This window comes from Fibrobacter sp., from assembly GCA_012523595.1.
Classification (GTDB): domain Bacteria; phylum Fibrobacterota; class Chitinivibrionia; order Chitinivibrionales; family Chitinispirillaceae; genus JAAYIG01.
The window spans coordinates 1-12,847 of the sequence record JAAYIG010000230.1 but is presented as its reverse complement, the minus strand read 5'-3'; the positions used below and the strand labels follow the sequence as shown (position 1 = coordinate 12,847).

The following is a 12,847-nucleotide window of genomic DNA, read 5'->3' as shown; positions in this document are numbered from 1 at the left end:
TGGGGTTGATGTTTCGGGTTTGGAGGTGGAGAAGCTATATCAGGGGTTAGCTTCGAGGTGAAACAATGATCAAAGACAAAATCCCTATGTCATCTCTGAGAAAATGTTAAATCACCGATGTACCTCCAAGATGAAATCATGACTTAAGCCTTTAAGTCACTAAAGCACCTCCGAGGAAAGTCTGGTTACACTTTTTTGCACAATTCCACACCCCTCCCCCCAAATCCCCCACAAAACGCCCCAAAATGATTTATATTATGGTTACAGGCTAATTACCTGTAACAAATCAAATATCCCAGCATTCTCCAGGTGAAAAGTGGATAAAATCTTCAGTTACACAGATTACCGCAAATACATACGTGACTATTATCTCTATAAAAAGTCACAGAAAAAATCTTTCACATACCGAACCCTTTCCGCATTGGCGGGAATCAATTCATCGGGATTTTATCCCCTGGTGGTACAGGGAAAAAGAAATCTCACCGACGCTGTCATACAGAAAACATCCCTGGCTTTGGAGCTCAACCCTCAGGAATCACAATACTTCACCTTCCTGGTCAAGTTCAATCAGGCCAGGTCTCTCCAAAAAAAGAATGAGTACTTCTCCAAATTGGTTGAAATTTTAAACCGCAAAGATGTACAGGTAATAAAGGAAAGCCAGTTCGATATCTTCTCAGAGTATTACCACAGTGTAATCAGAGAGCTTGTTGTCTGCAGAGACTTCAAGGGTGATTACAGGAAACTGGGACAGATGCTCAGACCCGAGATAACTGCAAAACAGGCACGCAAGTCAGTCGAGCTTCTGCTTAAGCTGGGATTTCTGAAAAAAGAGGATGGCAGGTTTGTTCAAAGCTCACCGATTCTTACAACAGGACAGGATATCAAATCACATCAGATATTGAATTATCAGGTTGCGATGCTCAAACTTGCACTTGAAGCTTTTGACCGGTTCGGGCCAAACGAGCTTATCTCAAACTCCTCAACTACTTTCAGGATTTCAAAGGAAACTTTCGAGTTATTCAAAATTAAAAACAGGGAGCACAGACAGGAACTCCTGAGAATCGCCGAGGCGGACACGGGAGCAGACCAGGTTTACCAGTTGAACATCAACATGTTCCCCTTGTCTAACCCAATGCACAAGGAGTCACCCAGTGAATAGATGGATAATAGCATTCCTTGTAGCAGCCCTTTTATCAATAGCCGGTTGTTCGCACAATCCCGCACTGGCAGGAGGAGGTCTGGATACAGAATCCAGCGGAGGTAAACTCACCGGTAAAGTAATGATTTCTGAGAACCAGCCAGGTTCATTCTCCAGGATCGATCTAATCCCGCAGGACTTCTCCCCTTTCTTATCCTGCACTCTTCTGACCGTGTCAGCGGATTCATCCGGAGTCTACCATTTCGAAGACATCGATTCAGGATACTATAATCTTGAAGCTTACGATCCCTCAAGCGGGAAGAGACTGCTTCGGCTCAGTATCAGAATAGATCAATCAGACAGCATCACGCTTGATCCCGACACGCTGAAAGATCCATCTGGAATAATGGTACCCGGCAGCTTTCTGCCCGGTGAAGGAACCGTTTACATTCCAGGAACACGGATATCCAAAACAGTAGATCCCGGTTCATCTTTTACAAATATCGACTCTGTGCCATCCGGCTGCCTCCCGCCGCTTCTGTTCACCAGTTCCTCCGGAACTGAGTCAGTCAAATTGACAGACAGCATAAAGGTAAATCCCGGTGATTATTTAATCATCGACACTCAGAAAACATTTCCATATTCAAGCCTGATTTTGATTAACACCGATCAGATACAGAATATCAGCAATATCAGCGGAATACCCCTGCTTGTGAGATTTACGTCAGATAATTTCATCTTCAGTCAGGTATTAACCAGTGGCAGAGATATCCGGTTCTTTGCTCCGGATGGATCACCTCTTTTCTACGAACACGAACGGTGGGATTCACAGAATGAGATCGGTGAAACCTGGATCCGTATCGACAAGCCGCTTTCCTCCTTACAATTCATAATCATGCGATGGGGAAACGGTGATGATGAAAACCAGGCCAGTCCGGCACAGGTGTTCGATACATCACTGGGTTTTCGCGGGGTCTGGCATCTGGTCGGGGAAAAAGACGGAGTTAGAAACCATGATTTATACAAAGATGCCACTTTTATTCAGGGTCATGGTGATGATTTCGTTCGCGCCAGAGGACAGGAGGGAGTAATCGGGCCGGGAAGACAGTTTAACGGCACCAATGACTACATCTGCATACCTGATCACCCCTCTTACCATTTCGGGAATGGTCCGTTTACAATCTCACTCTGGTTCAAAATTACAGAGATTCAGCGGAGCGATCTTTTTGTGCTGAATTTCAGTCCTGACAACAGCAAAATAGGAATCTCCTCAGGCTCTGACGGTGCAGTTTTCGCCTGGACATCTGAAAATGGTATACTCGACACTGTATGCATCTCATCTCATCTGTCTTCCGATCTCTGGTACTCGCTTTCCCTGGTAAGAGATGAGTCTGAGACAGCGAAACTCTACATTGACAGTGAAGAGGTGGATGAAGGCCTCTTAGACCTCGACATATCAAGTTCCACATCAGGCATGGGGATAATTCTCGGAGCTGATCTCTCCGCAGACTCTACTGCCATCAATCCGCTGGGTGGCTATCTCGACGAAGTGCGAATCGAGTCTCAGGCCAGAACACAGGAATATATAAAGGTTGATTTTCTGAATCAGAAGACTGACGGAACGGTCACTGTGCTGGAACGGTAAGAAGGACCGCCTCCTGGCGGCCCTTTACTCCTGAATCACATAAACAGTACTACATCGGCAGGTTCGAGCGCAAATGCTTTGGGTACCGGCTCCTCTGCAGGTTTTGACGAAGTAAGGGTGATGGCCCTGGAGCAATTTTTCACATCTGGAGGAATCATCCACTCCTCGATAGTTGTCTCACCTGTAAGATTCTTATTAACACATACACAAACCGGCTTACTACCTGAATCTGAATCTTTCCTCAGAAAAAGAAATGGCTGGTTGTAGTCGCAGAGTGTTCTCCATGCACCTTCCTCACCCAGTACAGGAATTTTCATTTTAAGATCATTAATTATCCCGATCCATTGGGTAAGGTCCCATTGCGGCTTGTCAACATGCTCAGGACTGCCCTTCACTACATCCATTCTGGTTTTGGCTCCGTACTCAAAGCCCATGGTCATCATAAGCCCTTTTGAGAAAAGCGACTCAAAAGCGTACCTTCCCTTCTGTGCCTCAATTGTTCCCGGATACTCACTTGCGAGCCGCTCTGTATCGTGAGATTCAGGGAAAGCGATCGATGGGGCGATTCTTTTGTTGGACTGATGCTGTTCAAGAGCCCAGGGCTGGTCGTATTTCCACCACTTTGAGGAATTAAATAGATAGTCAAATCCCACGTGGGCAAGAGCCTCGATCTGGGACAATTGACATCCCAGAGTCTCTGCGTAAAACATCGTACCCGGCTCTCTCTTCTTTGCAGATGAGATCAATCTATCCCACAAAGGTGCCGGAACCTGATACGCAGCATCACAGCGGTATCCCAGAATTCCCATTTTCTGGAAAAAAGCAACCAGACTGTCCCAGTAATTCCATAAACCATCTCTGTCAGAACTGCCGTCATTATCAATGATTGCCAGATCTCCCCATACCGTTACTTTGTTGCCATCACCGGGATCTATTGCAAAAGGATTCATAAGTCTTCCCTCATTATCATGTTTGTACCATTCAGGATGACTTGTGGTGAGAACCGAGTCAAAGGCAGTATGGTTAATGACCAGATCCATTATGATATCCATGTCATTGTCTTTGCATTTTTTGATGAATTTTTTAAGGGGGCTGAAATCGGAAGGGTCCTGACCTTTTTTAAGGAAAAGAGGATTGAGACGATAATAGTCTTTGACTGCGTACAGGCTTCCGGAAAATCCGGTCTCGTGAAAAGGGTTGACAAAAATCGCATTGAAACCCATCTCTTTGACATGAGGTATTATTTCCGCCCAGTTGTCAATTGTCTTGAAATGACGGGGAAAGAGGTTGAAAATCAAAGGAACATCATCTTGCTTCTTCACAAAGATCCTCCTAATACGATGTTGTCTATTAGACGTGTTTTACTTTCTTTTGTGATACAGGCCACCGCTGTTAAAACCGGAGAATCTATCTTTTCAACAGGCCTGAGATAGATAGTATCTACCAGTTCAACATATTCTGGATAAAAGTATTTCCCTGAAGAGTACTCCTTCAAAATAGCGTCCTTAATAGCGCCTGCATCCCGTTCACCTTGATAGTACCATTTCACTACTTTTTGCAAACCTGCGAAAATCATGGGAACTTCAGCACGCTCCGATGGAGTGAGATAGGAATTTCTGGAACTCATCGCCAGACCATCACCCTCCCTGATTATCGGGGCAACATCGATACTCACAGACAAATTCAAGTCCTCAACCATGCGTTTTATTACTACAACCTGTTGTGCGTCTTTCTGCCCAAATACAGCTATCTGCGGATTAACAATATTAAAAAGTTTAAGAACAACAGTGGTAACTCCCCTGAAATGCCCTTTTCGGGTCGCCCCGCAAAGTGTCTCGGTTATCTTCTCAACATTAACAAATGTGCAGAAGGGTTCCGGGTACATTTCTGAAACTGATGGAGCAAAAAGTATGTCACACCCCGCCTCTTCAGCCTTGGCACAGTCCTGTTCGAAAACCCTGGGATACTTCTCGAAATCCTCCTGAGGTCCAAACTGTGCAGGATTCACAAAAAGACTCATCACGGTTATATCCGCCTGGTCTGACGCCCTGGCCAGAAGTGAGAGATGGCCCTGATGCAAAGCTCCCATCGTGGGGACAAGACCTATTGAGTTTCCTGAAATTCGATGAGTATAACAGAGATTTTTCATCTCCGCCACAGATCTGACTATCACCATAATATCACCCGTTCTCGGACTTTTTTCTTTCGCTGTTTTTAAGGAGATTTTTATCTTTTGCGCCCATTGGCTGGTAAAATGTTGTTCCTGGTTTGACGTTTATTATCTGCTTGACAAGTTCCTCAAGGTCCTCCCTGCGATTTACAAAGTCAATATCGTTTGTATTGATCACCAGAAGCGGTGTGGAGTTGTAATGGAAAAAGAAGTGATTGTATGCAGAATTGAGCAGATCCAGGTAATCTGCATCCATGTTGAATTCATAGGGTCTTCCCCGCTTCTCAATTCTTTTTAAAAGAACACTGGTTGAGGTCTGGAGATATACAACAAGATCGGGCTGAGCAATAGATGACTCCATCACCCTGGCAATATTGTTGTAAAGACTCAGCTCATCTTCGTCAAGGTTGATACTTGCAAATATCCGGTCCTTGGCAAAGAGGTAATCACTTATTGTAACCTGATGAAAGAGATCCTGCTGCGCCACCATCACTGAGAGCTGCTTGTACCGCGAGACCAGAAACCAGAGCTGGGTCTGAAAAGCAAACATGCGCCGGTCGGTGTAAAACCTGGGAAGAAAAGGATTCTCCTCCGCCTCCTCCAGAACTGTCCTGGCATTGAATCTCTCTGCCAGAAGGTAACTCAGCGATGTTTTCCCGGCACCAATCACCCCTTCAATACAGATATAGTTCAAATGTGCAGGTATTTTCTTTTCATCTGTTAACATTTACAGCCTGTCTTCAGTTCTGGATAAACCTTATCTTCTGTTTCCTTATATCTCTGTCCATATTCTCAAAAAACCATCTGATCTTTTTCCCGCTGCCTGGAAACTCCCAGTCAGGCACTATCTGATTCAATCCTTCAAGACAGAACCTTCTCTCTAAAACTCCTCTGTGGGGAATCGTAAGCCGCTCTGTTTTAATCACCATCTCCCCGAATATCAGGATATCTATATCGGCTGTCCTGGGTTTGAGAAGCCCCTTTCTGTCCCTTCCCATTTCTCTTTCAATTTTCTCAACTGCTGACAAAAGATCCAGAGGCTCTCTGTTATAATTACCACTGATTATCCGGTTAAAAAACCAGTTTTGGTCCTCCACCCCAAGAGGCTCTGTTTCCATTAAAGAGGACTTGAGAATTGGCCCCCCTAAAAAACCCTCCAGAAAGGACTCCATCCTGCTGATATTCTCTCCCCTGTCTCCCAGATTACTCCCAAGACTCAAGGCCACAGCAGTCATGCATTGAAATATAGTTTATAATGCAGCAGCAGGAACTGCAATTACCACTTTGGAAGCAGCACAAGACCGGTATTTATCCAATCTTTTCCCGGAAATGAAAATTTCTGACATCCACAGATGACTTCAACTGAGGCAGGATCTCTTTTTTACGTCCCACTATAACGGTAATCAGTTTTTCAGGTGAAAAACATTCCCTGATCGAATTGTTAACATCCTCGACAGAAATCCTGTTTATCATGGCATCAAACTCTTCAATATAGGAGTTCGGCCTGTCGTAAAAACGCAGCCAGAGCAGTTTTTCCGCTATACTGCAAATTCCTTCAAGCTGAAAAGCCATATTGCCGATAGCAAACCGCTTCGCCCTCTCCAGTTCCTCTTCCGTGATTCCATTGCTGCAGAAATCACCGTATATCTCCCTGATCATCTTCAGCATCTCAGAAACAGTTGCACTCAGAGTAGTAGTAGAGATCAGAAAAGCCCCGAAATACTTCGAGGTAACTAACTGAGAAGAGATACCGTAGGTTTTTCCGGAAAGGGAACGAATCCGGGTCATAAGCCTTGACGAGAAGTTTCCGGCTCCAAGTATGTAATTTGCAAGAGCCATCTCGTTTCTCCACCTGTACAACTCCCCGGGGGCATAATGCCCAAGAAGTATGGTGGCCTGAGTCAGATCAGGCTTGTTCACAAGCCTCAGTTCACTTCCGGACTCATTTACCGCTGGAGCAAAAAAAACATCCTTCTTCCCATCCCCAACCCAGCTTTCCAGAGAAGCAAGCCATTTACTTTTAAAAGATTCCGGGTCAAAATCTCCGGCTACAGTCAGAATACAACTTTCAGGAGTAAAATGGTTTTTATGGAATTCTTTAACATCTGCAATTGTGATATTTTTCAGTGAGTCAAGTGTATGAAACCTTCCGGCCGGATGCTCCCTGCCTGCCATTGAACTGTAGAAATGATGACTTGAGATTACAGCGGGATCCGACAACTCAGCATGCATTGAAGTGGCCATCTCCTGCCCGATACGGCGGAACTCCTTCTCTTCCATCCTTGGACTAAGGATCATATTCCAGAAAACCGGAAAAAGCTCATCCTCATTCCTGGAAAGCATCCTTATCCCCAGAACAGAATGCTCCTCCCCAACCTCAGAAAAAACACTGGCACCGGTATACTCAAGTTTTCCTGAAAACTCCTCCGATGAAAGCTCCCCGGAACCCTTCTGCACCAACTCAAAACAAAGCTCCGCACAACCCTCTTTCCGCGGAGGATCCGAAAATTTTCCGACCGGAAGCTGTAAAATGGCTACGATACCATTCTGCTCCTTGTCAGGTGCAAGTATGACCCGGAGCCCGGACTTGAGAAGAAATTCATCTATAAAAGGAAACCGGAAGCGAAATTCCATACTTATCAATCCTCTTCCCTTCCCGGATGTTTCCGGAACAATCTCCTGAAAATCCCTCCTATGTAAAGCAGGGGGTTTGTTCTCCTGGGCTGAAGATATAACACTCTCTTCCTGGAGTCATCCCAGTACTTACGCGCAACTTCCACCAGCCTTTCTGTATTGAGATTCTTCAAAAGCTCCATCCGCTCAACCCACAACCTGTAATCACCTTCAATACATTCACTGAACCCTATTCTCTGGCAGATGTTTTCAGCAGAGTAAAGCTCAAATGTCCTGCTTGTCAAAGTTGAATTCCTCACTTTTTCCATCTCTTCAGTTGTGATTCCATCAGTCTTTATTCTGTGAATCTGCTTCTGAAGAGAACGCTCCACATTCGCAGGTTTTATATCCGGAGTAAAAGCCGCAAAGAACATCGACATCCCGGCCCTCTTCAACAGATGATTTATCCCCCCAGCCATCACCGCAACGGACTCTTTCCTGACAACCTCCCGGTGAAGACGGCTGCTTTCTCCGCCGGAGATCACAAGTTGTAGTATCTCCAGCGCAACTGCATCCTCATGGGATGAAGAGGGGGCAGGATAGCCGATAATTATCAGAGGAACATCAAAATCAACCTGTCGCTTCATCCATGGCGGCGCACTGCTCTGAGTTACAGGGATCTCATCCTTGTTACCTGTGGAAATACCGGATGCCTTTTTATCAGAGAAATGTTTCTCCACGGTTTCAAAAACAGAATCCTGCTCAAAATCCCCCACCAGAACCAGAACAGCATTGTCAGGTGAATACCATTTCCGGTAATAATCCCTGCAATCGTCAACAGTCAGACTTTTCAGATCCTCTATCTTCCCCAGAGGTCCTGTGGCATAGGGATGGTTACTGAAAAACTCATGACGGAATTCAAGCATCGACTTGGCAACAGGATTATTCATATAGGTGTGGTACTCTTCAATTATCACCTTACGCTCAGTCTCAAATACCTGCTTATCAAGCAGGAGTCCCTGCATCCTGTCAGCCTCCATCTCAAGAACCATCTCCAGGTAATCTCTGGGAACGCTGTCCATGAAAACAGTGACATCTTCAGTTGTAAAAGCATTACAGTGCCCGCCGACATCGTTTATTCGGTTCGAATGCTCCTCAGGACCGAATTTTGAAGAGCCCCTGAACATCATATGCTCAAGGATATGGGAAATCCCCCGTATCCCGTCACTCTCACAGAAACTGCCGGTCTTATACCACAACTGCACAGAAACAACAGGAGCACCTGTTTTCTTCAGACAGATCACTTTAAGACCGTTAGGCAGTGTACGCTCAACTATCTGTTTTAGAATCATCACATGAGCTTTTTAAAAAGGATGTATACTCTTTTTCAAGTAACTCTAAAATAAATCCAAAAAGATCTTCTCCCAAACCTGCGCTAAACCGGATAAAGGAGGAGGAAATAATCCCGGAAGGAAAAAGCCTGCGGAATTTCTGAGGATCCTTACCTGTCCTGAACCAGCGCCTGAATGCTTCCTTATCTGCCCTGATTTCCGAACCTGAAAGGATATCTGATGAAAGGCCGGGATACCCCAGATATGCTGCCAGGGAGAGTATCACCACCTCCTGTCTCCAGGGCTCATCCACACCTGTCGACCGGCTCAGAAAAGATCTCACTGATTTGTCTGTATGGAGTGAAAAAACTTTAACCGTCTCCTCTTTTGAGTTCACCCGTTTCAGAAAAGGAATCAGAGCATCCTGATTACTGGAAGACAGGTCAATCATAAGAATTCTCTTAAAGCCCTGAACTTTCAGAGCTTTTGAAATATCAAGCAGACAATTTACCATTACAGCAGGTTTTACACCGGTACATCCGGTAAATGACCAGAAGGGCGTTGAACATCCAAAATGGAAAGTGGGTGCCAGAAGAACCGAGAGCCTCGATGAAATCGCGGCAGCAATTGATTCACAGCAGAAAGTTGGCACACCAATCGGAACTGTCCGACCAAAAGGCTCCAGACTGCCAAGGGGGAAAATAAGACCCGGACACTGTTTTACCAGTTCCTCTATCTCTCTGAAAGAGAGATCCAAAAGCCTCATCGTATTATTTAAAATCATCTTTTTCCTGGAATTGCACACCTGCGGGATTGAATTTCAGCGAAGATGGTATTTTAATCAAAACTCTACCACAAAATACATCAGGCTTGCAATAAGTGATTGAGTTTCTTGTAAGTGGAGAAGTATGATTCCTTTCTGAATACCCTGCACTGTAATTTTAATGACGCGAAAATTCTTTCTGGCAGGAATGTACCAGAGTGGCATTTCCAGGCTAACAGTCACTGATGTCTTTAATCCGGCTTAACAGCACTTCACTATGTCTATTACTCCATTCTGTGAAGTTCAAACCAATATTTTTACACACTGCATCTCTCTATTTAATTATATTGGGAAAAGCTTCAACACAGCATGATTCTCACTCTTAACAAATTACAGTATTCGGGAGAATGATCGTGGCTGATCCTGCATTAGTCCGAATCACTCATCGAAACCAGGTAGTTTCCGGGCCGGTTACGTTCTGCGGTGTCGACTCCCTGTGGAGTGTGCAGCAGTTCAATCATGAAGTGGGAGATGGTCGATTTATTTTCAATGGGTTCAGGGAAGAATGGAAACACAAGCACAAACCCATGTCTCTTGTATTGGAGTTTGGCAGTTATGCTCCCTTGTTATACAAAACAATCTGCGCCAATAGTGTTCTGGACAAAATAGAGATATTCTGGCTCAGGTACAGTGAAGAAAAAAGAAATACTGAAATCTATTTTGTGACCGCTGTATATCCGGTCAAGATAAACTCCACAAGACTGTTTTTCCCAAATGTATATTCAACTGAATTTGAAAACACGGGTCATCTCTTTCAGGTTCAGTTTCGTTACCGCTGGATAGAGTGGGAATATACAAAAGGTAAGCACTGGGTGAAAAAGGAGTGGGTGGAGTATCTGCGTGATGAATACCATTGCAGAAACGTACAGGATTTTAAAGAGATTCTTGAGATCACCTCCGGTTATATGCTTACCGATGATCTGCCTGAACCGCAAAAGGAACTCTCAATTTACACAGCGGGCTGGGAGCATCTTGATAACACGCTGAGAAAAGATACACCTTCTGCTGCAGCAGAGGGAAACCGTATACGATTGTTTGCAGATGTATCCGGAGCGTTCGATGGAGAGAAGATACGTTTTCAGTTATACTACCGTAAAGCAACAGGGAACTGTATTCAGTTTACGGAGGTGTCAGGTAAAATCAAAGCAGGTACCGGGACAGCAGATTGGGATGTGGATCTCTCAAAAATTAAAGAGAGAGATTTTGAGATTCATTTTGAACCGGTGGTGCGGGGAAAGTACGGGAAACCTTGTAATATCAGTTTATTGAAGCGATCGAAGATAATTGTCCCCTGGTTTATCGATTGTCATTGTCATATTAATGCTCCCAAATGTGCACCACTTCCTGTAATCTGGGTACAGAATGCCTTGATTCAAGCATTAAAACCCTCCTGGGATTTCATGGAAAACAGAGTGGTAAAAAAGCTTATCTCCCTTACGCAGCATGAACTTGCAGATTATGCCTCGATGAGCACTGATGATCTTGGAAACAGATTGGTTCAGGAGTCTGGCAAGGTGATGGTTGACAGAAGTTTCAATAATTTTTTTGGCCTGCCTGAACAGAGAAAACGGATACATATAATCATGCCCATGGATATGGAGCTGGCATCCTATCATGGGTATGATGGGAAAACAGTTTATCTGAAAGATAAACATGGCAACAGCGGATATTGGAGCTATGAAGATGAGGGGAAGAGAAAGTGGGTTTCCCTGAAAAAAAAGGGAGTTCAGAAAATGGAAGCATATATAGATCAAGTTAAAGCTACCAGTCAATTCTGTAGATCTACAAAAGGACTGGCATTACCGTTTTTTCATTACGACCCTCGAAGATGGCAGGGAATTGTTCTAAACAACTCAAATTACAAAGGAAAATGGGATAAGCCATTTTCCTACCTGGTCCAAGTATCAAGTGACCAAACAGCATTATCGTTATGTACTGCAATCGGTTTCAAAATGTATACAGCCCTTGGTTACAGGCCTGATGACTATAAGGATCGAATAGTGCGCAGCCGTTCAAAACATAAACAGAAGAAGAAACTTCATGGACGACTTCCTGATATGTACAATTTCTATGAAAAGTGTGTGAGCCATAAAATTCCTATTATATGTCATGGATCAAGCGGCGGTGTTTTCGCACATGACTATATGCTTTACTACGATTATTTGTTCCCTGCTGAAAATATTTCAGATGATGAAAAAATGGAATTCTTCAGAGAGGTTTTTGTGAGCCCATGGGCCTGGGAGAGCGTTTTGCAGGATTTTCCAAAACTTTATCTATGCCTTGCGCATTTTGGCGGTGAGGAAGCATGGTGTAAGGATTGGGATAAGCCTGACAATTGGGTAGGAAAAATGGTAGAGATGATGGAAAAATATGATAATTTTTATGTCGACTTGTCATACTATATTTTCAGTGATAGAAACAGATACAAAAGACTTAGTGACATTATCCAGAAACACCCGAAAGTAAAGACTAAACTTCTGTTTGGCACCGACTGGTATCTGATTGGTTCTGAAAGATCAAAGTATGGACATTATGATTCTTTTGTCAAATCTATGAGTAAGAATTTGTTTTCAATAGATGAGGAACTGTGTGCATACTGTATGGTTATAAACCCGAAGAGATTTCTTAACCTTGAGTATATTGCCGACAAACTTTACGAACTGTTCGGCTCTATGTGGGATATCAGGGAATTGGTAAAGAAAACCATGTACAGCTCAATTGATCAATTTTACGAACCAAACAGATGCGATGTTCTTTCACATCTTTAAATTTGGTCATATCAAACATTTGTATTACATTGTATAAAGATTAACATATTCAATATAAGAATATCTGTTTGTTAAGATTTTGACAATAATGATAAGCTATATGAAAATGGGTTTTCATAAAGACATTTGATTTTGAACAGGATATAAGGTCGAATTCATTCAATGTTCCTAAAAAACAAGCAAGAGTCTGATATGTACAATTCATTTGGAAAATTATCTGTATTCATTTTCTTTATTTTTACGGTATATATTGAAGGAAGGCCAAAGGTGGAACATCAAAGCAAAAACCTGACTGCTACAATTTCGATTCATTACAAAAAATATGTGGGCAACATGTTCAGTACTCCATACCCCTACAG

10 protein-coding genes are annotated in these 12,847 nt (G+C 43.7%); 3 read left to right on the top strand and 7 right to left on the bottom strand.

What is annotated here, in order from left to right:
• Positions 1 to 316 precede the first annotated feature (316 nt).
• Both GX089_16245 and GX089_16240 read left to right on the top strand, forming a co-directional pair.
• Positions 317 to 1,159 carry a TIGR02147 family protein gene (locus GX089_16245; protein ID NLP04046.1) on the top strand — a complete coding sequence of 281 codons (843 nt, stop codon included), beginning with the start codon at positions 317 to 319 and terminating at the stop codon, positions 1,157 to 1,159.
• Positions 1,152 to 2,783 (top strand): DUF2341 domain-containing protein, encoded by a 1,632-nt coding sequence (locus GX089_16240; protein NLP04045.1) that lies wholly within the window; start codon positions 1,152 to 1,154, stop codon positions 2,781 to 2,783. The genes GX089_16245 and GX089_16240 overlap by 8 nt, the downstream gene beginning before the upstream one ends.
• 35 nt (positions 2,784 to 2,818) lie before the next feature.
• Here the strand turns inward: GX089_16240 and GX089_16235 are convergent, their stop codons facing one another.
• From GX089_16235 to GX089_16205, 7 genes are all read right to left on the bottom strand, one after another.
• Complete coding sequence (locus tag GX089_16235; GenBank protein ID NLP04044.1) at positions 2,819 to 4,105, bottom strand: alpha-amylase; 1,287 nt, start codon at positions 4,103 to 4,105, stop codon at positions 2,819 to 2,821.
• Positions 4,102 to 4,959, bottom strand: coding sequence for a pantoate--beta-alanine ligase (locus tag GX089_16230; GenBank protein NLP04043.1), 858 nt, complete (start codon positions 4,957 to 4,959; stop codon positions 4,102 to 4,104). Before GX089_16230 ends, GX089_16235 begins: the two co-directional genes overlap by 4 nt.
• A 4-nt stretch (positions 4,960 to 4,963) precedes the next feature.
• The gene (locus GX089_16225; protein ID NLP04042.1) at positions 4,964 to 5,680 is read right to left on the bottom strand and encodes a deoxynucleoside kinase; all 717 of its coding nucleotides are present in this window, start codon (positions 5,678 to 5,680) and stop codon (positions 4,964 to 4,966) included.
• 13 nt (positions 5,681 to 5,693) lie between these two features.
• Positions 5,694 to 6,179 (bottom strand): 2-amino-4-hydroxy-6-hydroxymethyldihydropteridine diphosphokinase, encoded by a 486-nt coding sequence (gene folK / locus GX089_16220; protein ID NLP04041.1) that lies wholly within the window; start codon positions 6,177 to 6,179, stop codon positions 5,694 to 5,696.
• A gap of 82 nt (positions 6,180 to 6,261) precedes the next feature.
• Positions 6,262 to 7,587, bottom strand: coding sequence for an insulinase family protein (locus GX089_16215; GenBank protein NLP04040.1), 1,326 nt, complete (start codon positions 7,585 to 7,587; stop codon positions 6,262 to 6,264).
• A 5-nt stretch (positions 7,588 to 7,592) separates the two neighbouring features.
• Positions 7,593 to 8,918, bottom strand: a complete 1,326-nt coding sequence (locus GX089_16210) for an insulinase family protein (protein NLP04039.1) — start codon at positions 8,916 to 8,918, stop codon at positions 7,593 to 7,595.
• On the bottom strand, positions 8,896 to 9,681 hold the full coding sequence (locus GX089_16205) for a creatininase family protein (protein NLP04038.1): 786 nt from the start codon (positions 9,679 to 9,681) through the stop codon (positions 8,896 to 8,898). The genes GX089_16210 and GX089_16205 overlap by 23 nt, the downstream gene beginning before the upstream one ends.
• A gap of 392 nt (positions 9,682 to 10,073) precedes the next feature.
• Between GX089_16205 and GX089_16200 the strand changes: the two genes are divergently transcribed.
• Positions 10,074 to 12,488 (top strand): amidohydrolase family protein, encoded by a 2,415-nt coding sequence (locus GX089_16200; GenBank protein ID NLP04037.1) that lies wholly within the window; start codon positions 10,074 to 10,076, stop codon positions 12,486 to 12,488.
• Positions 12,489 to 12,847 lie beyond the last annotated feature (359 nt).

Coding starts and splice junctions, on each gene's coding strand:
- GX089_16230 (NLP04043.1), bottom strand. CDS start 4,959: ATGGTGATAGTCAGATCTGTGGCGGAGATGAAAAATCTCTGTTATACT.
- GX089_16225 (NLP04042.1), bottom strand. CDS start 5,680: ATGTTAACAGATGAAAAGAAAATACCTGCACATTTGAACTATATCTGT.
- GX089_16215 (NLP04040.1), bottom strand. CDS start 7,587: ATGGAATTTCGCTTCCGGTTTCCTTTTATAGATGAATTTCTTCTCAAG.
- GX089_16210 (NLP04039.1), bottom strand. CDS start 8,918: ATGATTCTAAAACAGATAGTTGAGCGTACACTGCCTAACGGTCTTAAA.
- GX089_16205 (NLP04038.1), bottom strand. CDS start 9,681: ATGATTTTAAATAATACGATGAGGCTTTTGGATCTCTCTTTCAGAGAG.